This window comes from Streptomyces griseiscabiei, from assembly GCF_020010925.1.
GTDB lineage: Bacteria > Actinomycetota > Actinomycetes > Streptomycetales > Streptomycetaceae > Streptomyces > Streptomyces griseiscabiei.
The window spans coordinates 1,917,645-1,941,660 of record NZ_JAGJBZ010000001.1; the positions used below are offsets into that span (position 1 = coordinate 1,917,645).

The window sequence follows — 24,016 nt, forward strand, 5'->3', positions numbered from 1 at the left end:
GGCCGGGCGGCCGGTCCGCCGGGAGCTACGTACAATCCTCGGGAATCGGCCGGGGGTTCGCTTTCGGAAGCCCTCGGATCGGCCCGGGACGGCCCGGGGCCGGCTTCAGGGGGAATCGCATTGCCGTGGGACGTGGCTCCGCTGGTGGGCCGGGAGACGGAGCTGGCGCGCCTCGACGAGGTGCTCGACGGGCTGACGGGGACCGGGCGGGCACCGGCGGGGGCCGGGCACGGGCCGGCGGTCGTCGATGTCACCGGGGCCGCGGGGATCGGCAAGAGCAGGCTGGTGTCGGAGTTCTGCGCGCGGGCCCGGGAGCGCGGCATGACCGTGCTGCGCGGCCGGGCGACCGAGTACGAGCAGCAGCTGCCGTACCAGCCGCTCGCGGACGCTCTCGCGGACCTCGACACCGAGCTGCGGATGCCCTCCTCGCCGGCCGACGTCCACACCATGGACCGTTTCGCCCTGCAGCGCGCGGTGTCGGCTCTCCTCGCCCGGATCGCGCAGGCGGGCGACGGCCTGGTGGTGGCCCTCGACGACGTGCACTGGGCGGACCCGGCGTCCCAGGAACTCCTGGACCATCTGGTCCGCCATCCGCCGCGCCGCGCGCCCGTGGTGATCGTGGTGGCACGCCGTGAACGGCAGACCTCGCCCCGGCTCGTCGCCTCCCTCACCCGGGGTGTGGAGGCCGGTACGGTGCTCCGTCTCGAACTCGGCCCGCTGGACCGGAGCGCCTGCCTCGCGGCGCTCGCCCCCGGCCGGCCGGCGGAGCTCGCCGCCGAGCTGTACACGGCCAGCGAGGGCAACCCGCTGTACTTCCTCGCCCTGCTCCAGGCGGGCAGACCCGCGGGGCTCAGCTCACTGCTCCTCGACGAGCTGACGCCCCTCACCGGCGGTCAGCGCCGGACGGTGCAGGCCGTGGCCGTGCTCGGCGACCATGCGGCACCCGCGGTGGTGGCGGCCGTCACCGGCCGCCCCGAAAGCGAACTGGAGCCGGACTTCCGGGAGTTGACCGCCCGCGATCTCGCGCGTCCGGGACCCGGCGGTCGCTGGGCGCTGCGGCATCCGGTACTGCGGTCCCTCGTCCACGACACCACCGATCCGCTGCTGCGGACCCGTATGCACCGGCTCGCGGCGGCCGAACTGGGCCGGATCGGGGCGCCGGTCGCCGAGCGGGCGCACCATGTCGAGCGGTCGCTGACCGGCTGGGACCCGGACGCCGTGGACGTGCTCGTCGAGGCCGCCCGGCAGGCCGCCGCGACCGCGCCCGCGAGCGGCGCCCACTGGCTGGGGGTCGCCCTTTCCCACCTTCCCGAGCTGCCGGAGCACAGTGCGCTGCGCCGCACCCTGATGCTGCGCCGGGCCGAGGCGCTCGGCGCCTGCGGCGGGCTGCGGGAGAGCCGGGACCTGCTCCACGAGGTGATCAGCCTGTCGCCGCCGGGCACCGACGACGGCGTACGCGCGTCCGCCGTCACCCTGTGCGCGGTGATGGAACGTCATCTGGGGCGGTACACGGAGGCCGTGGCCCTGCTCCGCCGTGAACTGGCCCTGGGCACCGGCCTTTCCCCCGCCGAGACCGTCCAACTCGGCCTGGAACTGGGCTCGTCGGCACCGCACGCCAGCTCCTACCCGGACGTGAGGGACGACGTGCTGCGCACCCTGGAGCTGGCCCGGTCGCTGGGCGACGAGGTCGCGGAGGCGGGGGCGCTCGCGGTCATCGCGCTCGGGGAGGCGTACGAGGGCGACACCCGGGCCGCCGTGGAGGCCACCGAGCGGGCCGCCGCACTCATCGACTCCCTCACCGACCGGGATCTCGCGGGCCTGTGCGAGCCGCTGGCCCGGCTCGGCTGGGCGGAGGCGTTCCTGGAGCGGTACGCCGACGCCGAACGGCACGCCGAACGCGGGCTCGTGATCGCCCGGCGGGGCGGTCTGCTCTATGTGGTGCCGCATCTGCTGCTGTGCCGGTCCCATCTCCATGTCATGACGCTGCGGCTGCGGTCGGCCGTCGAGCTCGCCGAGGAGGCGGAGACGATCGCCCGGGGCATCGGCAGCGACGAACTGCTCGCCTTCGTGCTGGCCTCCAAGGCCCAGGCGCTGCTCCCCGCGCTCCCGCCCGGTGACGGCGGGGCGCTGGCCGTGGCCGAGGAGGCCGTCGCGCGGGCCGGTGCCGGTTCCTACTGGTGGGCGTCGATCGCCTGGGGTGTCCTCGGGTACGCCGCGTTGCACTCCGGTGATCCGGCGCGCGCCCGGGCCGCCGTGCTCCGGGCGGGCGGGGAGGACCTCGCCGGGCTCCAGCCGAGCATGCGGCCCCTGTTCACCGAGGTCCTCGTCACCGCCGCCGTGGCCACCGGGGACCACGACGAGGCCCGGCGGTGGGCGGAACGCGCCCGCAAGGAGGCCGAGCGGCTCGATCTCGTGGCGCAGCGGGCGTCCGCGCTGCGCAGCCTGGCCCATGTGCCGCTCGCCGCCGGCGACATGACCGCCGCGGCCGACCTGTTCGAGCGGGCCGCCGAGGAGGCCGCCCGGGGCCAGAGCCGGCTGTGGGAGGCCCAGACCCTGCTGACGGGCGCGCCCCTCACCGCGATGGCGGGCCGCCCGGCCCGCGCCCGCGCCATGTGGGAACGCGCCGTACGGCTGAGCACCGACGGCGACGCCCATCTGCTCATCGGCCTCGCGGAGGCGATACGTCCGGCCGTCTTCGTGGAGACGGAGACGGCAGCGACGACGACAGGTACGACGGCGACGGCGACCGCGACCGAACCGGGAACAGGAGCCGGGGTCCCGTCACGGGTCGCGGCCTCCGTGGAGCCGGCCGTGCTGTCGCCGCGTGAGCGGCAGATCGCCGCCCTCGTCGCGGAGGGGCTGACCAGCCCCGCCATCGCCGGGCGGCTCTTCCTCAGCCCGCGCACGGTCGAGACCCACCTCTCGCGGATCTACCGCAAGACGGGTGTCACCACACGGGCGGCGCTGGCCGCGCTGCAGGTGCGGGGCGCGCTGGGCGACGGCGGGGCGCAGTCGGAGCGGCGGTGACGCCGAGGTGCCGGGGCGATCGGGCGTTCGGGGTGATCAGGGTGATCGGGTGTGATGTGTACCCCCTCGGTGCTTCTCCTCCGAGCGGGGTGGTTAGCATATGAGCGCCGCCTAGCTCGAAAGATGAATCTGTGACTGCCTACGAGGACTCGTTCACCCAATGGAAGAACCGCGAGGAGATCGCGGAGTCGATGATCCCGATCATCGGGAAGCTGCACCGTGAGCGGGACGTGACGGTCCTGCTGCACAGCCGCTCCTTGGTGAACAAGTCGGTGGTCAGCATCCTGAAGACCCACCGGTTCGCCCGCCAGATCGCCGGTGTGGAGCTCTCGGTCACCGACACCCTGCCGTTCCTCCAGGCCCTCACCATGCTCGACCTCGGGCCCTCCCAGATCGACATCGGTCTGCTCGCCGAGGCCCACCGCGCCGACGACCGTGGGCTGTCGGCCGAGGAGTTCACGGCCGAGGCCGTCGCCGGTGCCACGGGCGCCAACAAGATCGCGGGCGGCGAGGGACGCGATGTCGTCCTCTACGGCTTCGGTCGCATCGGCCGCCTCGTGGCCCGGCTGCTCATCGAGAAGGCCGGCTCGGGCAACGGGCTGCGGCTGCGCGCCATCGTGGTGCGCGGGGGCGGCGAGCAGGACATCGTCAAGCGCGCCTCGCTGCTGCGCCGGGACTCCATCCACGGCCAGTTCCAGGGCACGATCACCGTGGACGAGTCGACCAGCACGATCAACGCCAACGGCAACGAGATCAAGGTCATCTACGCCGGCGACCCGTCCGAGGTGGACTACACCGAGTACGGCATCAAGAACGCCATCCTCATCGACAACACCGGCAAGTGGCGCGACCGCGAGGGCCTGTCCACGCATCTGCGGCCCGGTATCGACAAGGTCGTGCTGACCGCGCCCGGCAAGGGCGACGTCCCGAACATCGTGCACGGCGTCAACCACGACACGATCAAGCCGGACGAGCGGATCCTGTCCTGCGCCTCCTGCACCACCAACGCGATCGTGCCGCCGCTGAAGGCGATGGACGACGAGTTCGGTGTGCTGCGCGGTCATGTGGAGACCGTCCACTCGTTCACCAACGACCAGAACCTGCTGGACAACTACCACAAGTCGGACCGCCGGGGCCGCTCCGCGCCGCTCAACATGGTGATCACCGAGACGGGTGCCGCGTCGGCCGTCGCCAAGGCGCTGCCCGACCTGAAGGCGCCGATCACCGGCAGCTCGATCCGCGTCCCCGTCCCGGACGTGTCGATCGCGATCCTCAGCCTGCGCCTCGGCCGGGAGACCGACCGCGAGGAGGTCCTCGACCACCTCCGCAACGTCTCGCTGACCTCGCCGCTCAAGCGCCAGATCGACTTCACCAACGCGCCCGACTCGGTCTCCAGCGACTTCATCGGCTCCCGCCACGCCTCGATCGTCGACGCGGGCGCCACCAAGGTCGACGGCGACAACGCGATCCTCTACCTCTGGTACGACAACGAGTTCGGCTACTCCTGCCAGGTCGTCCGGGTCGTCCAGCACGTCTCCGGGGTGGAGTACCCGACGTACCCGTCGCCGGCGGTCTGACCCACCGCCGGTACACCCCCCGTCCGACCATGGGCCGGGCGAGCCGTCCATCGCTCGCCCGGCCCTCGGCGTACCCGGCCCTCCGGCGCATCCGGCGGCGTTGTCAGTGGTGGGAGGCAGGATGGGTCCCATGACGACATCAGTTGCAGTGATCGTGGATGCCGCCGCCTACGCCCAGGCCGTCGAGGACGCGGTGCGCGCTTCGGCCGCGTACTACACGGGCGGGACGTCGGTGTTGGACGACGACGCGTACGACAGACTCGTGCGGGGGATCGCGGTGTGGGAGGCCGCGCATCCCGACGAGGTGCTGCCGGACTCACCGAGCGGGAAGGTGGCCGGCGGCGCGGTCGAGGGGGACGTGCCGCACACGGTGGCGATGCTCAGCCTGGACAACGTGTTCTCGGGCGAGGAGTTCACCGCGTGGACGGCGTCGCTGGCCCGGCGGATCGGGCACGACGTGGAGCGGTTCGGGGTGGAGCCGAAGCTCGACGGACTCGCGGTCGCCGCCCGTTACACACAGGGCCGGCTCACCCGGCTGATCACCCGGGGCGACGGGACGGCCGGGGAGGACGTCTCGCACGCCATCGGCACGGTCGAGGGACTGCCGACCGAGCTGGCCGAGCCGGTCACCGTGGAGGTGCGGGGCGAAGTCCTCATGACGAACGCCCAGTTCGAGCACGCCAACGAGGTGCGCACCGGACACGGCGGGCAGCCGTTCGCGAATCCGCGCAACGCGGCGGCGGGCACCCTGCGCGCCCGGGAGCGGGCCTACACCGTGCCGATGACGTTCTTCGGGTACGGGCTGCTGGCACTGCCGGACACGGACACCGCGTTCGCGGAGCGGCTGGGCGAGCTGGCCCACAGCGAGCTGATGGCGCGCGCCGCCGAACTGGGCGTGAACACCACCGCGAGCACCGCCGTGCCCGGTGTCACCGCCGACTCGGTCGAGGGGGTCCTGGACCGGGTGAAGGAGATCGCCGCGCTGCGGGCCGAGCTGCCGTTCGGGATCGACGGGATCGTCGTCAAGGCCGACCTCGCCGCCGACCAGCGGGCCGCCGGCTCGGGCTCGCGCGCCCCGCGCTGGGCGATCGCGTACAAGCTGCCGGCCGTCGAGAAGATCACCCGACTGCTGGAGGTGCAGTGGAACGTGGGCCGCACCGGCATCATCGCCCCGCGCGGAGTGCTGGAGCCGGTCGAGATCGACGGTTCCACCATCACGTACGCCACCCTGCACAACCCGGCCGACATCACCCGCCGTGATCTGCGGCTGGGCGACCACGTCATGGTGCACCGCGCCGGTGACGTGATCCCCCGCGTGGAAGCGCCTGTCGCCCATCTGCGCACCGGTGACGAGCAGCCGATCGTCTTCCCCGAGGTGTGCCCGCGATGCGGTTCCGCCATCGACACCGGGGAGCAGCGCTGGCGCTGCGAGAACGGCCGCAACTGCCATCTGGTGGCGTCCCTCTCCTATGCCGTGGGCCGTGACCAGCTCGATGTGGAGGGGCTCGGCCACACACGCGTCGTCCAGCTCGTCGAGGCGGGCCTGGTGGCCGATCTCGCCGATCTGTTCACCCTCACCCGGGAGCAGCTCCTCGGTCTGGAGCGCATGGGCGAGACCAGCACCGACAATCTGCTGGCCGCGCTGGAGACGGCCAAGAGGCGACCGCTGTCGCGGGTGCTGTGCGCGCTGGGGGTGCGGGGCACCGGACGCTCCATGTCCCGCCGTATCGCCCGGTACTTCGCCACCATGGACCATCTGCGGGCCGCGGACGCCGAGGCGATCCAGCGGGTGGAGGGCATCGGCACCGAGAAGGCCCCGTCCATCGTGGCCGAACTGTCCGAGCTGGCCCCGCTCATCGACAAGCTGGTCGCGGCCGGGGTGAACATGACCGAACCGGGTGCCACACCGCCCGCCCCGGTCGAGGACGCGCCCGCCGACGCCGGTGCCGACACCGGCACCGACGCTTCCGCGCAGCCCTCGGAGCCGGGCGGTCCGCTCGCCGGGATGGCCGTGGTGGTCACGGGCGCGATGACCGGCGTCCTGGAGAAGCTCAGCCGCAACCAGATGAACGAACTGATCGAGCGGGCGGGCGGCCGTGCCTCGTCCAGCGTCTCCAAGAAGACGTCCCTGGTCGTGGCGGGCGAGAACGCCGGGTCCAAGCGCGCCAAGGCCGAGACGCTCGGCATCCGGCTGGCCGGCCCGGACGAGTTCGCCGCCCTGGTGGCCGACTTCCTGGAGTGAGCCGACGCCCTGCTCAGAGGCCGATGATCACGAGGGCCGCGTCGTCGGTGGCCCGTCCGTCGGGCAGGAGGTCCAGCAGGAGCGCGTCGGCGAGCGGCTCGGGCCCGGCCCGGCGGTGGCGGGTGAGCGCGTCGGCGAGACGGGCGAGGCTGACGTCGATGTCCTCGTCCCGGCGCTCGATCAGACCGTCCGTGTAGAGGACGAGCATGTCGCCCTCGGTGAAGCCGAGGGTCGCTTCGGGACGGGGGGTGTGTTCCGGGCGGGCGCCGAGCGGTGGATCGGTGGCCTGGTCGAGCAGGACGACGGCGCCGTCCCGGCGCAGCAGGGCGGGCGGCAGATGACCGGCGCTGCTGTAGGTGATCGTATGGGTGTCCCAGTCGACGCAGGTCTGCACGGCGGTGGTGTTCTCGGCGCCGTCGACGGAGCGGGCGTACAGACCGAGCGCGTCCAGGGCCTCGGCGGGGCCGTCCGCCACCAGGGACGCGGCGCTCAGCGCGCTGCGCAGCTTGCCCATGACACAGGCGGCGGCCAGCCCGTGTCCGACCACGTCGCCGACGGCGATCCCGATGCGGTCGACGCCGGAGAGGTCGACGAGGTCGTACCAGTCGCCGCACACGTTCAGCGCGTCGGTCGCCGGCTGGTAGCGCACGGCCGCCCGGTGGTGGCCGAGCGGGTTGGGGGCGGGCAGCATCGCCGTCTGCAGGGCGAGCGCGACCTCCCGTTCATGGGCGTGCGCCTCGCGGAGCCGTTCGTTGACCTCCTGCAGCTCCCGGGCGCGGGTGTACAGCTCGGCCTCCATCACCCGGGCGCGGTTGCCGGGGGCCCGCTCCCGGGCGCGGATCAGCTCGGTGACCTCCTCCACCTTGTGGATCAGCAGCACCACCTTCCCGTCGGGGCCGAGGATGGGCGCGTTCACCGGGCTCCAGTAGCGCTCCGACCACTCCCCCGGGCACTGTGCCGATTCCACGTCGTAGCGCTGGAGCGCCATGGCGTCCCGCTCACCGGTCTCGACGACCCGGTTGAGGGAGGCCGCCAGATTGCGCATGCCGTTCGCGGACGGGTCCTCGGGGTTGTCGGGGAAGACGTCGAAGAGGTACCGGCCGACGACCTGTTCGCGGGTGCGGCCCGCCATCCGCAGGAACTCCTCGTTCGCGTCCGCGTACACCAGCTCGGGTGTCAGCAGCGCCACCATGCCCGGCAGCGCCTGGAACACCGCCGCGTAGTCGATCTCCGTATCCGCCATGGTCGCCGCCTCAGCGTCCGCCCCGTGCCTGATCTCCACCATAGGAGCGGATGGCCTCCGGGGCGCGGTCCTGTTCCGGGAAAATGACCTGGTCACGGACTGTTGTGCGATATAGGACGCTGTGTCGCGGGCCCGGCGGGGGCTTACGCGCCGGTCAGCGAGCGGCGCGGAGCAGGATGTCCCGCGTCGACCCCATGCCGTACTTGTCCACCGGGCTGGACAGCTCCGCCACCTGCCGCAGCAGGGGGCCGATGTCGACGCCCGCCCGGTCGGCGTCCGCGCACACGTCACGCAGGGTGAGGATCTCGTCACGGGTGTCGTCGCCGTGGTCGACCACCGACAGGTGGAGCAGCCGCAGCCGGAATCCCTCCGGAGTGGTCTCCACGGGCAGATGGGTGCCCCAGCGGAACGCGGTGCACCGCGCGAAGAGGGCGCGGAGCCAGACCCGCAGCTCGTCGTCACCGTCCGCGTACGCGGTGAGGACGGCCCGCAGTACGGTCTCGGCCTCCGCCCGGACCCCCGCCTCGTCCATCGCGGACGGCCGCTGCCGCATTTTCTCCGCCCAGTCGGGGTCCGTGATGTCCACGGGTTCCTCGGCGATCGGCCGCAGGGCCGCGTCCACCCGTGCGACCCGCTCCGCGATCGCGGCGAACCCTTCCATGCCGTTCCTCCCTCGTCAGCAGGGCTGTCTCCACACGCCCAGTTCCAGCCGCTTCACCATCGACGACAGCCTCAGCCTGCGGGACTCGGCGCAGAAGCCGCTCCTGGGTTCGGTGTACTCCACATGGAACACCGCCTTGCCCGCCTCGATGAACGGGGTGAGCAGCGCGCATTCGTCGTACTGGGCGCACTCCTCGTTGACCGCGAAGTCGAAGTCGTCCAGCAACTGGGGGATCTGCGGCAGGTCGTTCTTCAGACCCACCGACAGGCCGCGTTCATGGGCGATGTCGGAGATCATGCGGTTGTACGCCAGCTGGTCGGCGGCGGTGAGGGGGAAGCCGGTGTCGTTGCCGTAGCCCTCCAGCAGGTCGGGTTCCACGGCGTCGAAGCCCTTGTCCCGGCACATGTCGAAGCGGCGTTCCATGAGGGGCCGCAGGACGTCCGACCGCCGGATGTCCAGCCAGCGTTCGCCCTCCCAGCCGTTCTCCTCGCCGAGCAGGGAGCGCGGGAAGTCGTCCTTGTCGGGGCGGAAGTCCTCCCAGGCGCCGACGTTGACGTAGCAGATGACCTTGCGGCCGTCGCGGTGCAGCCGGGCCACGTCCGCCGCGGAGTTCTCGAAGCCGTCGATGTCGTAGACCGGTACGTCCGCCGAGGGGTCGACCCTGCCGTCCAGCTGCCACTGCCAGGCGAGACCGGGCCGGGGTCTCCAGAGGTCTCCGGGGGCCTGGTCCGAGCCGCCGTCGCCGTCCCGCGTGCAGCCCGACAGCAGCACGGCGACCAGTACGGCGACCAGTACGGACACCAGCGCCGGGCACCGGGGCGCCGGCCTCCTCATCGGTCCTCCCCGCGATCCGTGCCGGTGAGCGCGGGGGTCAACCGGGCCCAGGGGTTGGGGGGTTCGCCGGTGACCGGTCCGCAGACCGCGGCGCCCCGGTCGTGCGCGGTGCGGACGGCGAGCGGGACAAGGGCCTCGGGGACGCCGTAGACGAGGTGGCAGAGCCGCTCGGGCGGGTGCCGGGCGGCCCAGGTGGGCCTGCTGAACGCCGACACGTACGTCGACCAGTGGCCCTCGAAGGTGACGGTGAGGTCGGCGAGGCGGGCGTACCCCGGGGCCGGATGGACCCCGGGGTTGAGGACGACGGTCCCGGCGCCCATGCGGCGTACGGCCCGGACCAGGCGGCGGCAGGCGGGCAGGCCGTCCGGGGTGGCGGTCACCTGGTCGAGGAAGCAGCCGTCGGCCGCGTACCACTCCTGGTGGCGGCGTACGTCGTCGGCGATCTCGGCGCGGTCGCGCACCCCGTAGTCGGTGTCGACGTAACCGAGCAGCCGGGCCCCGGCCGCGCGCAGTGCCCCGGCCGCCGCGGTGAACGCGGGGTCGGGGCCGTCGCCGGGGCCGTTCGCGGGGTTGAGGACCACGCCGTACGTGCGGGTCGCGGCCCGGATCAGCCGGTGCCAGGCGCCCGGGTCCTCGGCCGGGTGGACGTACAGCGGGATCAGCAGACTCACGGCGTACGCTCACCCTTCTCGCCGCCCCTGCTCTTGCCGTCCCCGCTCTTGCCGCCCCCGCCCTTGCCGTCCCGCCCGCTCTCCCACAGCGCGGTGAGCGCGTCGTCCAGGCTGTGCGCCGGCCGCCACCCGAGCGCCGTCTCGGCGGCGGTGATGTCGGAGCACTGCCACGACACGTCCCCCGACCGGACCGACCCGGCCGCACCCGGGCCCGGACCGGCATTCGCACCGCCGCCCGCGCCCAACGCGTTCTCCTCGATCCGTCCCCGGAAGCCGGCCTTCCCGGCCAGGCCCCGGACCACCTCGCGGACCGGGACGGCCCGGCCCCCGCCGATGTTGAGGACGCGCGGCAGCGGACCGGGAGCCGTGGCCGCGAGCGCGACCGCCCGGGTGACGTCGCGTACGTCGACGAAGTCGCGGTACGCGGAGAGGTCGCCCAGGGGCAGCACCGCGTCGGGATCGGGGCCGGCCGTGCGCAGGAGCGTGGCGATACGGCCGGGGAGGCCGGTCGGCGGGGCGCCGGGGCCGACCGGGTTGCCGATCCGCAGGACCACCGCGTCGAGACCCGAGGTGGTCACGGCGACCGTGCCCGCGAGCTTGGTCGCGCCGTAGGGGGCGAGCGGCCTGGTGGCCGCCGACTCCGTGACCCGGACGTCCTGGACTCCGGGGCCGTACTCGGCGGCCGACCCCAGATGCACCAGCCGGGCGCCGGGAGCTGCCTCGCGGAGCGCGGCGCACAGGACGGCGGGACCGCGGGCGTTGACCTCGGCGAGGGTCACGGGATCGCCACCGGTCGCGCCCGCGCAGTTCACCACGGTGTCGGGCGCGGCCGTCGCCAGGATCTTCGCCAGTTCCGGCGGACCGACGGCGGCGAGGTCCACGGTGTGGTCGGCGGTGGGTCCGCGTCCGCCGCCGAGGACCAGCGCGCCCGGCAGGGCCCGCAGCCCCTCGGCGATGTGCGTGCCCAGATAACCGGTGTGGCCCAGGACGAGAATGCGCATGCGGTGCTCAGGCTCCCTTGAGCAGTAGCGACTTGCGGGTGGTGAACTCGGCGTTGGCCCGGTCGTAGTCGTCGGGGCGCCCTATGTCCAGCCAGTATCCGTCGAAGTCGTAGGCGTGCGGCTGGTTCTGAGCCCTGATCAGATCGAGGACCAGTTCGTCGAAGCCCAGCGGCAGCCCGGGGGTGTAGTCGTTCAGGGTCGAGCGGGAGACGCCGTAGACGCCCATGGAGACGCGGTAGTCCATGCTCGGCTTCTCGGTGAAGGCGACGACCTTGGAGTTGTCGGTGGTGAGCACGCCGAAGTCGATGTGGACCTTGCGGGCGTAGGTGGCGATGGTGAGGGGCGCCCCGGACGCGCGGTGGCGGTGCAGGACGTCGGCGTAGTCGAGGTCGGTGAGGATGTCGCCGTTCATGACGAGGAACGACTCGGGCAGCCTGTCGCGCAGGTTGAGCAGGGGGCCCATGGTGCCGAGCGGGCTCTCCTCCGGGGCGTAGTCGACGGTCAGGTCCCACTGGGAGCCGTCGCCGACATAGGCGCGGATGATCTCGCCGAGGTGGCCGATGGCGATGGTGACATGGGTGAAGCCGGCCGTGGAGAGCTGGCGCAGCACGATCTCCAGGATGGCGTGCTGGTCGCCGATGGGGACGAGCGGCTTCGGCAGCGCGGTGGTGTAGGGCCGCAGCCGTACGCCCTTGCCTCCCGCCAGGATCACTGCGTGCATGGTGCTCCTCCTACGTCGAGTCCTTCGTCGAGGTGCTTCACGGATGTACGTCGCGGACGCGCCGCGATGTGCTGCGGATGTGCCGGACGGGAGTCAGATGTTGTAGATGCCCGTCTTGTAGCGGGCGAGGTTGGCCGGATCGCGGAAGAACGCGACGGTGTGCGCGAGGCCTTCCTCCAGCGTGTGGGCGGGCCGCCAGCCGGTCGCGGCCGTGAGCCGGGTCGCGTCCGCGACGAGCCGCATCACCTCCGAGTTCGCGGGCCGGATGCGGGCCTCGTCCTCGCGGACGTCGAGGTCGCTGTCCATGACCTTGCCGATCAGCGCGACGAGGTCGCCGACGGAGATCTCGCCGCCGGTGCCGGCGTTGAAGGTGCGGCCCACGACCTGCTCGGCGGGCGCGGTGCCGACGGTGAGGAAGGCCTGCGCGGTGTCCTTGACGAAGGTGAAGTCCCGGGTGGGGCGCAGATCTCCGAGGGTGATGGTCCGCTCCCCCGCCGCGACCTGGCCGATCACCGTGGGGATCACCGCGCGCATCGACTGGCGCGGCCCGAAGGTGTTGAAGGGTCTCAGCGTGACGACGGGGGTGTCGAAGCTGGCGTGGTAGCTGTCGGCGAGCCGGTCCCCGCCCGCCTTCGAGGCGGCGTACGGGGACTGGGTGTTGATGGGGTGGTCCTCGGTGATCGGCACGGTCCGCGCGGTGCCGTAGGTCTCGCTGGTGGAGGTGTGCACCAGACGGGGTGTGCCGAGGGCGCGGACGGCCTCCAGGACGTTCAGGGTGCCGGTGACGTTGGTGTCCACATAGCTGTGCGGCGCCTGGTAGGAGTACGGGATCGCGATCAGGGCGGCCAGGTGGTAGGCGGTGTCGGCGCCGTCGAGGAGGCCGCGGACCGAGCCGGGGTCGCGGACGTCGCCGAGGACGATGTCGACCTGGTCCAGGACGTCCGGGTGCAGGGTCTCCAGCCAGCCGTAGGAGGAGAAGGAGTTGTACTGGGCCATGGCCCGGACCCGGTGCCCGGCGGCGACGAGTGCCTCGGTCAGATGGGAGCCGATGAAGCCCTCGGCTCCGGTGACGGCGGCGAGCGGTGCGGAGGTCAACTGGTGTGTCCTTCCGGTCGGATGGATGTGGGGGGTGTGGGTGCTGGTCATGGGTGAGCACGGGGCTCAGGCGTGCGGCGCGGGCCGGCCGAGCAGCCGCAGCGCGCACGCCGACAGACAGAGCGCGGCGGCGGCGCAGCACAGGGGCAGCGCGAGGTCGCCGGGTGGCAGCCGCAGCAGCGTGACGGTCCCGGCGGTGCCCGCGGCCGTGAGGCAGATGGCGGCCGACGGCCAGGCCGCGCCGAACGCCTGGAGCAGCAGCGCGGTCCACAGGACGGCCGCGAGCAGGAGCAGCGGGGCGGGGGCGGCGTCGGTGAACAGGGCCGCCGGCAGCAGGGGCAGCAGGTAGGCGAGCAGGCAGAGGCCGAGGACGCCGGCCGAGCGCAGCAGGAACCCGGCGGGGGTCGCGGCGGCCCGCAGCGCGGCGACCGACAGGCCCCGGTAGCGGTAGAGCAGCCACTCCGCCGGGCCCATGCTCACCGTCAGCACGATCACGGCGTACGGCTCCTCGCGGCCCTCCAGCAGCACCAGCACACCGGCGGCCAGGCCGAACAGTCCGTACGGCAGGGACCACAGGAGGCGGGGGCGGCGGGCGTCCGGCACGGCGGGGGCGGTGAGGGTGGACCGCAGGGTGCGGCCGGTGACGGCGAGGGTGGCGAGCAGCGCGAGCAGCGGCAGTCCCGCGCGCGGCCAGGGGCCCGGTTCCCACCAGGGCAGGACGACGGCGCCGGCGATCAACGGGCTGAGCGCGGCGAGGAGTTGGCGTTCCCGGCCGAGGACCAGCAGCACGCCCGCCGCCGCGAGATAGGCGGACTGCGCGGCGGCCACCAGGGTCACCGGGCCGCCTCCCGCCGGGAGTGCGGCGATCGCCGTGGCGAGCAGCGCGCCGACGGGGGCGCCGATCAGGAGCGTACGGCCGGCCTCGTGGCGTCCGGTCGTCATCCGCAGATGGGCGCGGTGGCCGAGGGCCTGGCCCCAGGCCCAGGAGACGAGTCCGGCGACGATGAGGGCGGGGGCATGGGCGCCGGGGTTCCACAGGGGGGCGGTCAGGAGGTAGGCGAGGCCGGGCAGGGCGAAGAGCACGCCCCGCAGGAGGCAGCGGACGGTGTCCGGGCGCCAGGGGTCGGCGGTCGGGGCCGGTTCCGGGAAGGTCCTGGGGACCCGTTCGTAGAGGGCCGAGGCCAGCGAGAACAGGTTCGGGTGGCCGTAGCGGTCCTTGATGAGGGAGGCGGACAGACCCTCGGCCTCCAGGAGGGCGGCCACCTCGTAGGCATGGACGGCCGGGCCGACGCGGTCGGCGAGTTCGGCGGCGAGTTCGCTGACGGCCTCCTCGTCGGGGCCCTGGTGGGGCAGCCGGATGGTGAGGGTGGTGTCGTCACCGAGGGCCCAGCCGGGGCGGCGGCGCGGGCGGCGCCGGTCGGCCAGCCGGATGGCGAGGGTGTCGTGTTCGACGCCGCCGGGTTCGAGTGACATGGGCCCGCTCATCCGGCCATCCATCCGGCCGCCGTGCCGATCGGGGCGGGCGCCTCCACCGGGGGCGCGGGGGTCGTCGTCCGCCGGTCCAGGGTGGGCAGTTCGAGGTAGATGGAGCGGAAGGTGTCGATGGTCTGGCGGAGGGTGAACTGGCCGATCACCCGCAGACGTGCCGCCTCGCCCATCGCCCGGCGGCGCGCGGGGTCGCCCAGCAGTCGCAGCGCGGCCCGCGCCATGGCCTCCGGGTCGCGCGGCGGCACCACCAGCCCGGTGTCGCCGACGGCCTCGCGTACGCCGCCCACGTCGGTGGAGACGGTGGCCCGCCCGCACGACATGGCCTCGATCAGGGTGAACGGGAAGCCCTCGCTGATGCTGGACAGCATCACCACGTTGCCCGCCGCGTAGGCGTCCCTGATGTCGTCGACGCGGCCCTCGAAGGTGACGGCGTCCGCGTGTCCCAGTTCGGCGGCGAGGGCCTCGCAGCGTTCCCGGTACGCCTCGCCGCCGCGCGGTGTGCCGCCGAACAACCGCAGTCGCGCGTCCGGGAGTCGCTTCCTGACGAGGGCGAAGGCCCGGATCAGGGTCTCCAGGTCCTTGATGGGGTCGACGCGGCCCGCCCAGCTGAGGGTGGGCGTCCCCGGCTCGGGCCCGGCGGGCGGGAACGCGGCGGGGTCGACGCCGTTGTAGACGGTACGGATGGACCCGGGGTCGGCGCCGCCCTGTTCCTCCCAGAGCCGGTTGTAGCGGTTGCCCGGGGTGATCAGGGCCGCCCTGCGGTAGGTCTCCTCGGCGAGGAGGCGGAAGAAGCCGAGGACGACGGCCTTCACGGGCCAGCGGTAGGGGGCGGTGCGGTAGCCGAGGTAGCGCTCGCGCAGATAGACGCCGTGTTCGGTCAGCAGCAGGGGCACGCCGTGCCGTTCGAGGCCGGCGAGGCCCGGGAGGACGGCGACACCGCCGCTGACCGCGTGGGCGACGCCGGTCTCGGGCGGCGGTACGGCGAGCGGGCGCAGGGCGTGTTCCAGCAGGGAGGTCGCGGTCAGCGCGTCGTGCAGGGTGGGCCGGGCCTCGCGTACGGCGAGGCCGGGGCGGTTCCAGACGGCGGCCAGCCGGGCGATCGCCCGGTCCGAGCGGAGGAAGGCGCTGAGGGTGCCGTCCGCCGCCGCGCCGGCCAGCTCGTACAGGGCGGGCGCGAATCCGCTCTCGGCGCCCGGGTCGAGAGTTGCGGTGAGGAACCGCTCGTAGGCGGTGGTGAGCCGGTGGCGGGCGCGGCCCCGGGGCTCGCGGCCCTCCGGCGGGTCGCCCCACATGGGGACGGACAGCACCCGGGAGACGTGGGCGGGCAGGTCCCAGACGACGGGTTCGCGTCCGGTGCCGGTGACGGCGATGACGTCGAAGTCGAGGTCGGGCATGCCCTGGACGAGTTGGTCGCACCAGACACTCACGCCGCCGTGACTGTGCGGATAGGTGCCTTCGGTGAGGAGGGTGACGCGCGTCGCGCCGAGTCGGCGCGCGTCGGGGGATACGGGCATCGGTGTGCTCCACGGCCGTGGTGTGGGGTGGTTCCCGGTGATTCCCTGCCGGTCCCGGCCGCCGGTGGGGCGGCCGGGACGCTGTGCGGGCGGGGTGCCGCGGGTCAGTCGTCCGCGGTGTCGGTGTCCGCGGTGTACGGCACTCTCGCGCTCACCCCTGCGGGGACGCGGGTGTCCGGCGCGGGCCGCGTCGTGTCGGCGGACCCGGCGTCGGCGGTGGCCGGGGGGTCGGCGGACGCCGGCAGCGTGAGGGCCAGGGGCGCGCCCGCGGAGGGCGTCCAGCCGGAGACGGCGCCCGCGTAGGCCTCGCCGAAGGCGGACCCGGCGAGGGTGGTGCCGGTGGGCGCGGTGGCGGTGACCGCCAGACCGTCCGGTGCCTCGACGGTGACGGTGGCGCCGACGCGGTAGGCGGTGACCTCGCCGGCCTGGAGGGCGGCCCGCCAGGCGGCCCTGCGCCGGAGTTCGGCGCCGATGTCCTTCATCCGCAGGTTGACCACGGGGGTGTTCTCGGCGAACAGGGCCGCGTAGCCGTCGAGGACGCCGTCGAGCACCGGGTAGGCGATACGGTCCTCGGCCAGGTTCGACTGGTGGATGAAGTGCGGCTTGGGGTCGTTGGCGAGGACGTGGCCGAGGGCGATCCGCTTCTCCAGCGGGACGATGACCTCGTCGTAGCCGGTGGCCGTGTCCAGCGGCGCGGTGAGGCAGGTGGTGGTGGCCGGGTTGTCCTCGCAGATGCCGCTGCCGCCCTGGCCGCGGCTGGTGTAGATCCAGTTGTACTCGTCGACCTGTTCGGCGGCGCGGCCCGCGTTGTAGAAGACGTTCATCGGGTAGCGGGGGACGGTGGTGGCGGGGCCGACCTGGCGCTGGGCGGGCTCACGGGAGTTGTCGGAGCCGAGCCAGGCGATGTCGTTGTCGTCGAGGGCGAGCGCCAGGTTGGGGTTGTCCACGGGCTGTTGCGGCAGCACCTTCATGCCGGAGTGCTCGCCGGTGACCAACTCGTCGTTCTCCAGGGGGAGTCCGGCGTTCTCGCCCCAGACCCGGTTGGTGGCGATCTCGTCGGAGATGTCGTTCCGGCTCACCCACCGGGTCGAGCCGTCGGCGTTGGTCGCGCATTTCCAGGGGACGACGCCGGTGTCCTGGACGCAGCCGAGGAAGGGGTGCGAGTAGGTGTGGTTGATCCACCGGAAGCGGTCGCGGTCCGCGACGAACTTGTCGGTGAGCGCGTCGTCGCCGTTGTTGTCCTCGCGGTGGTCGACACTGCCCGCGCCGTTGTAGGCGAGGTCGAGGGTGAAGTTCTTCTCGGTCTGCCAGGCGGTGGCGTGGTCGACGTCGGCCGGGGTCATCCGGATGGGGTCGGGCTCGACGTTCGGGTCGGTGCAGTCGACGTCGCCCGGCGTGCAGTTGAGTTCGGTGTTCCAGCGGTCGTCGGCGGCGAAGACGTCGTCGACGTGCACGGCGAAGTAGTTCCGTGCGGCACCGAGGTGCACCCCGCCGGTCATCCATTCGACGATGCCGCGGGCCAGCAGCCGGAACTGCTGCTGGTACTGGTTGTAGACGAAGGTGACGACGAGTTCGCGCCGCCCGTCGTGCCGGTACTCGCCGACCAGCGAGCCGCGCGTGGACCGGCCGGGGATCGCCGCGTCGACGTAGGAGGTGAAGTCGGCTCCCGCCACCGGTCTCGACAGGTAGGCGTAACTCTCCCCGATGGCGGGGTCGTTGTCCTCGAAGGGCACCGCGCCGTCGAGGTAGCCGAAGGGGCCGGCCTGCCCGGCGTCGGTCACCTGGGCCTCGGCGCCGTCGAGGCTGCCGGAGTAGCCGCCGTTGACCGGGTACTGCAAACCGGCTTCTGGACGCGCGTAGGTGTAGGCGTCGACCTGGGGGATCGCGTACGTCTGCTCGTACGTGGCGAGCGCCGTCATCTCGGTGGAGCCGGCCGCGAACGGGTTGTCGTTGGGCAGCAACACGGCCTGGAATCTGGCACGAGGGCGGCCGTCGACCGTGTCCGCGAGGAAGCCGGCGTCGATGACGGGCCGGTCGGCGCTGGTGAGGTCGATCTCGGTGTACGGCGTGCCGGCCGCGGTGAGTTCGGCGGCTATCGCGTCCGTGGCGGGGCCGCCGTCGCTCACCACCAGGACCCGCAGGTCGACACGGGGCGCGGTGTCGTCGGCCGTCGCCGGGCCGGCCGGCAGCCCGAGCGCGGCGATGAGCGCGCCCACCGTGAGCACGGTGGTGCGTAAGGTCCGCTTCATGCGGTGAAGTCCCCTCCCCCGGGCAGGGGTGAGTACGCCTCTCAGGGAGGTGTTTCGCAGGACCCCCTAGAGCGGACGCACCCCCTTGCGCGACGCCGGCGTCCCCCTCAGAACCCAGTCGTCGACGCATCCGTCGCGTCACATAGTGGTGTCTGTGTGTGGCTTTCGCGGTCATGCTGCGAAACATGACGGAAAAGCGCAGGTGTCCAACTGGGCGCATCTGGAACCGAATTGGACGTTTTCTCATCCGCCCGCCGGTGTGGCGCACGACGACCGCGAGGGCCCGGCGCGCTGGTCCGGGCCCTGCGGGACATGCCGGCGGGCCGATCGGGTCCGTGGAATCCTTCGCCAGTGGTCCAGACCGCCACGGAAGCCCGATCGCAGATCATTTCAGGTCACTCCCGTCACGGCGGTCCACGCTCCGGCGGACCGTCAGGCGCAGAGCACCCGGGTCTCGGGGGTGTACACCGGGCCGCCGCTGACGTTCGTGCTGTCGCTGAACTCGGCGTAGAAGTACGAGTAGAAGCCGATGTTGCCGTTGCAGCCGGAGTCGGCGGCGACCTGGAGCGTCAGCGTGACCGTACGGCTCTGGCCGGGCGGGATCGTGGCGCCGTAGTTGGTGCCGAGGTTGGCGGGGCCGGTCCCGGAGCAGGGGGTGGCGCCAGCGGCCGTGGCGAGGGTGCAGCCGGTGAAGGAGTACTTCAGGTCGGGGCGCTGGTTGGTCAGCCAGGTCGGCTCGATGGTCTGGTAGATGAACCAGACGTCGTAGGTGTGGTTGTTCGTGATCGTCATCGACAGGTCGACCGTGCCGCCGCGCGTGGTGGTGGCACCGCTGGTGGTGAACGTCAGCTCCGCGGGTGCCGCGGCGACCGCGCTCGCGCTGGGCGCCATGCCGAACACGGCGAGGGCGAGGGCCAGGACGGCACCGAGGCCGAAACGTCTCATCTGTGGTGATCGCATGGGCCGGGAGGCTAGGCATCCGGTGAGCGCGCCGTCTGCCCCGGCGGGCACCGGCCCGATGCCGCCCGGCCGGAACTGTGCGCCGGGTGAAGGCGGTGCGGCGAGTCCGTGGCGGCCACCCGGCGAGCGGCATAAGCGCACGGTGACGGCTCTGTGACACGGGGTGCGGAGGGGGTGGGTGACGGTCGTCCGACCCGTGATGCCGTAGGGACGGCATTGGCGTGTATCGCACCTTGTGGGCCGCTCCCCCGCCGCCGCGGCGGGCGCGGATTCTCGGCCATCCGCCGATTTCCGGCCCCGACCCGGTCCCCGGCCCCGCCCTCTGCGGCAGCGGGGCCGGAAGTCATCTGTGGAAACCCCCGCCCCGTTGATGTGTCGGAGCGTCACCGGTTGCATGGCCCTGCCCGGCGGTCGACCACCGCCGGTTTCCGGTTCTTGGGGAAATGGGGGGACCGTGGGTCGGTCCGGAGCGCGTGCGAAGAGTTCGGAGAGACGGACAGGGTTGTCCAGAGCGCGGCGGAACGCCGTGTCCGGTGCGGCGGCGCTGTTCGGCGTCGCCGCGCTCGTCGTCCCGGCGGTCCCCGCCGGCGCGGCGAGCGGGGACAGGCCACCGCCGCCGAGCCCGGGAGAGCTGATACCGGGGCAACGGACGGCCACACCCGCGCTGGTGGAGGGGATCCGCGAGCCGGCCCCGGACGCCCCGGACGCGGCGGCCGCGGCACGTGCCCACCTCGCCGAACGGGACGACCGCTACCGGATCGCGGCTCCGCTGCGCGATCTGAAGCCGGCGGGGACCCTCACGACGGACGACGGCCACGAGACCGTACGGCTGCGGCAGGAGCACCGGGGCGTTCCGGTGCTGGGCGGGCAGTACGTCGTCCGGATGGAGAAACGGGACGGCGAACGGGTCGTCACCGGCACCTCGGGCAGATACTTCACCGGGCTGCGGGCCGACACCACGGCCGCCGGGGTCGACGACGCGCTCGCCGTCGAACGCGCCGTCGACGCGGTGCTGTCGGAGCTGGGCGCGGAGGACTTCGCCGCGTACGGGGAGGGCGGCGAGGACGAGGAGAGCCCGTTCACCGGCACCTCGCACGGCCTGGTCGTGCTGCCCAGCGGTACGGGTGTGCTCACCCGGCACATCACCGTGCGGGGCGCGAACCCGGCGGGCGGCGAACCGGTGCTGCGCGAGGTGTACATCGACGCGCGGGCCGGCTATCCGGTCCTCCAGTACAGCGGGATCAAGACGTTCGGCGCCCCCGGGTCGAACGCCGGGTCGAACGCCGGAACCAACGCCGCCGCTGCCGTCGGCGCCGGGAAACGGAGCGCGGCCGACGCCGCGGGTTCCGGTGTCAGGCTGGACGGCCGTGCCGTGGATCTGGAGGTCACCCTCGACGAGGCGAGCGGCACGCATGTCCTGCGCGACCGCTCCCGGGTCGACGAGGAGACCGGCCGCCCCGTGCTCTCCACCTGGGACGCGCGCGGCCGGCAGGTCACCGACGTGGCCGGCGTATGGCCCGACGGCCTGGCGGAGTTCGCCTCGCCCACCCCGGAGTTCGGGGCCGAGGCGACGGAGGCGGGCGCGGTGGACGCGCACTGGGCCGCCGGGCAGGTGTTCGACTGGTTCAAGGCCAGGCACGGCCGGGACAGTCTCGACGGGCGCGGTATGTCGGTCGATTCCCTGGTGGGGGTGACGGACTACGGGGAGCCCTACGTCAACGCCTTCTGGGACGGCGCGAAGATGGTGTACGGCACCGGCGACGCCGAGTACCGTCCGCTCTCCGCCGGTCTGGACGTCGTCGGCCACGAGATGACCCACGGTGTCGTCGACCACTCGGCCGACCTCGTCTACGCGGGCCAGTCCGGTGCCCTGAACGAGGCGATCGCGGACTACTTCGGCAACGCGATCGAGACGGATGTGCACGGCGTCCCCATGGACGATCCGCAGGCGGGGCTGCTGGGCGAGCGGCTGTGCCGCACCAAGGCACCGGCCGAGTGCGCCTTTCGCGATCTGAACGACGGGCGGACCACCGCCAAGTCCTTCCTCGGTGTGGGCTTCGGCACCGACAACGGCGGCGTCCACCTCAACTCCACCATCTTCTCGGGCGCGTTGTGGGACATCCGTGAGGACCTCGGTGCCGGACTCGCCGACCAGGTCGTGTACAAGGCGCTCACCGAGTACCTCACCCCGCTCGACGGATTCACCCAGGGCCGGGACGCGGTGGTCGCCGCCGCCGGGGCGCTGGGGGTCGAGGGCCAGGACCTGAACGCCGTACGGCGGGCGTTCAACGCCCATGGCATCGTCGCCAACTGGGAACTCGCCCTGGGCGTCGACTCCGACCTGCTGCTGGAACGCGTCAACACCACCGACTCCCGGCTGGGCGCGGGCGGCGACTGGTGGGTGGCCTCGTCGTCGGACGAGGCGGGCACCGAGGCGTACTCGGTGTGGGCCGGACGCACGGACGGAACGGGCCGGCTGAAGCTGATGAGCCCCAACGACGGCCGCTATCACGTCGATCCGGCGACCGACGGGAAGACGGTGGTGTGGGCGGCGTACGGGTCCGGGCCGGTGGAGGTCCTCGCCCGGCCGCTCGCCGGCGGTCCCGTGCGCAAGCTGTGGTCCGGCCGGGGTGTGGGCACCTCGATCGCCGTCGAGGGCGACACGGTGGCCTTCGAGCACCACAACCACGGCGGGCGGCGGGGCGTGACCTATCTGAGCCTGAAGGACCCGGCGGGCAAGGTGTCCGTCGGCGGTGGCACCTACCGCCGGGCGTCCTTCCCGTCGCTGAGCGACGGGCGGGTCGTCTACCAGGACTACCGGCGGGTGCGGGCGACGTACGAGTACTCCACGCGGGTCATCGACGTCGCGACCGGTGAGGACACCCCGCTCCACCGGTCGGAGACGACCACGAGTCTCGGCCCGACCGCGGTGAACGGCCGGTACGCGTACTGGCTCGCCAACGAGGTCCGGGACGACGGCAGGACACTGCTGCGGCGCTCCGCCCTGGACGGTTCCGGGGTCGTGGACCTGAGTCCGGAGACCGGCCCCGACTCGCTGAACGTCTCCCATGTGACGGCGTCCGAGGCCACGGTCACGGCGGTGGCCCGCACCGGTGACACCGCGGTCCGCAACGAGTCCCTGGCCAAGCTGTGGCAGTTCACCGGCGCCGCGGGAGCGCGCGTCCGCGTCTCCTGCAACCGCGGCGAGCAGCTCTCCGCGGCGGCGGCCACCGGGTCCCGGGTCGTGTGGCTGGACGCGACCACCGGCATCGGTCATGTGGTGACCCGGGCCCGGCCGACCGGAACGTGCGGCTGACCGGACCGGACGGGGTCGGCGGTCCGCCGGGCGGGTGTCCGGCGGACCGCCGCGCTCAACCGGTCGAGGAGGTCGCGTCGGCGCGCGGCGCGTGACCGGGGGCGTACTGCTCGGTGAACTCGCCGGTGGCCGGGACCTGGGTGATGACGTCGACGAGGACGCCGTCCGGGGCGGCGACGATGAAGTGGCGCTGACCGAAGTCCTCCGTGCGCAGGGGGAGGAGTTCGGTGAGGCCCGCCCCGCCGACGAGTCTGGTGTGCTCGCCGTCCACGTCGTCGACCTCGAAGTTCAGCAGGAGCCCGCCGCCGAGGGGGGCGCGCCCGCCCTCGGGGAGCGTCGGGTGGCCGTGGGCGAGCAGGGCGAGTTCGTACCGCGGCGCGTCCGGGCGGTGGAGGCTGACGTACCAGTCGGCCTCGAAGGTCACCGCGAACCCGAAGTGCCGCACGTAGAAGTCGCGTGACGCGGCGACGTCACGGCTGACGATCACCGGGTAGAAGCCGGTGAGCGCGGTGGGTCCGGTGGGTCCGGTCTTCATGGCTGGTCTCCTCGGCTCGTCGGGTGGCGGGATGCGCGACACCCTCTTTGACATACCCAGGGTATGCGAAGAACCGGGATTAACATACCTGAGGTATGCGAAGGGAAGGGGTGCGGCAGGATGGCGGCGACGAGGGCGGAGCAGCGTGCGGCGACACGGCGGGCACTGCTGGCCGAGGGGCGAAGGCGGTTCGCCGACGACGGCTACCACGCGGTGGTGCTCGCCGACGTGGCACGGGCGGCGGGCGTCACCAAGGGCGCGGCCTACCATCACTTCGGGAGCAAGGCGGGGCTCTTCCGGGCCGTGGTCGCCGAGACCCAGGGGGAAATCGGCGAGCGGGTCGCACAGGCCGCCGGACGGCACGACGACCCGTGGGAGCAGCTGCGGGCCGGCTGCCGCGCCTTCCTGGCCGCCGGCTCCGACCCGGCCGTACGCCGCGTCCTGCTGGTGGACGCGCCGACCGTGCTCGGCTGGGAGGAGTGGCGGGCCATGGACGAGCAGTCCTCCGCCCGGCATCTCACCGAGGCCCTCGCGCTCCTCGTCGACACCGGGATCATCGCCGATCAGCCGGTGGAACCACTGGCGCGCCTCCTGTCGGGCGCGATGAACGAGGCGGCGCTCTGGCTGGCCAGGTCGACGGACCCGGAGGCCCTGGAGCAGACGGTGGCGGCGCTGGACCGGCTGCTGGACGGGCTGCGGAGCGGCATCGGCTGACCGCGCCACTGCGGAGGGTGAGCACACCGCCCTACGTTCTTTCCGGTCCGGTGACTGGCCGGTAGTACGTACTCCGGTTACGTAGGTCTACGGATGCGTCGGCGTTCCCGCTTCGATTGGCTTGCCGGACGCCGGAGGGGTCTTCTCTCGCGTGCCCGCTCGCCGTCG

Annotated in this window: 17 protein-coding genes; 5 read left to right on the top strand and 12 right to left on the bottom strand. The window is 72.9% G+C overall.

The annotated features are described in order from the left end of the window. Positions 1-120 precede the first annotated feature (120 nt). From J8M51_RS08405 to ligA, 3 genes are all read left to right on the top strand, one after another. Entirely contained in the window at positions 121-3,027 is a 2,907-nt protein-coding gene (locus tag J8M51_RS08405; protein ID WP_256965488.1) for a helix-turn-helix transcriptional regulator, read from the top strand. Positions 3,028-3,158: 131 nt separating this feature from the next. Next, a complete protein-coding gene (locus J8M51_RS08410; RefSeq protein ID WP_086758847.1) occupies positions 3,159-4,604 on the top strand; it encodes a glyceraldehyde-3-phosphate dehydrogenase in 1,446 nt (481 codons plus the stop codon). A gap of 130 nt (positions 4,605-4,734) precedes the next feature. Beyond that, positions 4,735-6,846 carry an NAD-dependent DNA ligase LigA gene (gene ligA, locus J8M51_RS08415; protein WP_179203248.1) on the top strand — a complete coding sequence of 704 codons (2,112 nt, stop codon included), beginning with the start codon at positions 4,735-4,737 and terminating at the stop codon, positions 6,844-6,846. Positions 6,847-6,859: 13 nt separating this feature from the next. Here the strand turns inward: ligA and J8M51_RS08420 are convergent, their stop codons facing one another. The 11 genes from J8M51_RS08420 to J8M51_RS08470 form a co-directional block, all read right to left on the bottom strand. After that, complete coding sequence (locus J8M51_RS08420; protein WP_086758858.1) at positions 6,860-8,089, bottom strand: PP2C family protein-serine/threonine phosphatase; 1,230 nt, start codon at positions 8,087-8,089, stop codon at positions 6,860-6,862. Positions 8,090-8,243: 154 nt separating this feature from the next. Then, positions 8,244-8,750, bottom strand: a complete 507-nt coding sequence (locus J8M51_RS08425; protein WP_086758851.1) for a hypothetical protein — start codon at positions 8,748-8,750, stop codon at positions 8,244-8,246. A gap of 15 nt (positions 8,751-8,765) precedes the next feature. Further along, positions 8,766-9,584, bottom strand: coding sequence for an endo alpha-1,4 polygalactosaminidase (locus J8M51_RS08430; protein WP_086758852.1), 819 nt, complete (start codon positions 9,582-9,584; stop codon positions 8,766-8,768). Continuing rightward, positions 9,581-10,255, bottom strand: coding sequence for a spherulation-specific family 4 protein (locus tag J8M51_RS08435; RefSeq protein WP_216590701.1), 675 nt, complete (start codon positions 10,253-10,255; stop codon positions 9,581-9,583). The genes J8M51_RS08430 and J8M51_RS08435 overlap by 4 nt, the downstream gene beginning before the upstream one ends. Further along, entirely contained in the window at positions 10,252-11,256 is a 1,005-nt protein-coding gene (locus J8M51_RS08440) for an NAD-dependent epimerase/dehydratase family protein (RefSeq protein WP_216590702.1), read from the bottom strand. Before J8M51_RS08440 ends, J8M51_RS08435 begins: the two co-directional genes overlap by 4 nt. Positions 11,257-11,263: 7 nt before the next feature. Then, entirely contained in the window at positions 11,264-11,977 is a 714-nt protein-coding gene (locus J8M51_RS08445; RefSeq protein WP_086761243.1) for a nucleotidyltransferase family protein, read from the bottom strand. 93 nt (positions 11,978-12,070) lie between these two features. Continuing rightward, positions 12,071-13,072, bottom strand: coding sequence for a GDP-mannose 4,6-dehydratase (locus J8M51_RS08450; protein WP_216590703.1), 1,002 nt, complete (start codon positions 13,070-13,072; stop codon positions 12,071-12,073). 66 nt (positions 13,073-13,138) lie between these two features. After that, complete coding sequence (locus J8M51_RS08455; protein ID WP_267299070.1) at positions 13,139-14,557, bottom strand: hypothetical protein; 1,419 nt, start codon at positions 14,555-14,557, stop codon at positions 13,139-13,141. Further along, positions 14,554-16,074 carry a GT4 family glycosyltransferase PelF gene (pelF, locus tag J8M51_RS08460; protein WP_267299071.1) on the bottom strand — a complete coding sequence of 507 codons (1,521 nt, stop codon included), beginning with the start codon at positions 16,072-16,074 and terminating at the stop codon, positions 14,554-14,556. The genes J8M51_RS08455 and pelF overlap by 4 nt, the downstream gene beginning before the upstream one ends. 104 nt (positions 16,075-16,178) lie before the next feature. Beyond that, a complete protein-coding gene (locus tag J8M51_RS08465; protein WP_086764058.1) occupies positions 16,179-18,323 on the bottom strand; it encodes a hypothetical protein in 2,145 nt (714 codons plus the stop codon). A gap of 432 nt (positions 18,324-18,755) precedes the next feature. Then, positions 18,756-19,268: a hypothetical protein gene (locus tag J8M51_RS08470; RefSeq protein WP_236067396.1), complete on the bottom strand. Its 513-nt coding sequence runs from the start codon at positions 19,266-19,268 to the stop codon at positions 18,756-18,758. Positions 19,269-19,809: 541 nt separating this feature from the next. On the opposite strand from J8M51_RS08470, the gene J8M51_RS08475 reads away from it, so the two are divergent. Then, positions 19,810-22,599, top strand: coding sequence for a M4 family metallopeptidase (locus tag J8M51_RS08475; RefSeq protein WP_256964147.1), 2,790 nt, complete (start codon positions 19,810-19,812; stop codon positions 22,597-22,599). A gap of 55 nt (positions 22,600-22,654) precedes the next feature. Here the strand turns inward: J8M51_RS08475 and J8M51_RS08480 are convergent, their stop codons facing one another. Next, complete coding sequence (locus J8M51_RS08480) at positions 22,655-23,134, bottom strand: VOC family protein (protein ID WP_086754043.1); 480 nt, start codon at positions 23,132-23,134, stop codon at positions 22,655-22,657. Positions 23,135-23,254: 120 nt separating this feature from the next. Between J8M51_RS08480 and J8M51_RS08485 the strand changes: the two genes are divergently transcribed. Then, complete coding sequence (locus J8M51_RS08485) at positions 23,255-23,848, top strand: TetR/AcrR family transcriptional regulator (protein ID WP_086754045.1); 594 nt, start codon at positions 23,255-23,257, stop codon at positions 23,846-23,848. Positions 23,849-24,016 lie beyond the last annotated feature (168 nt).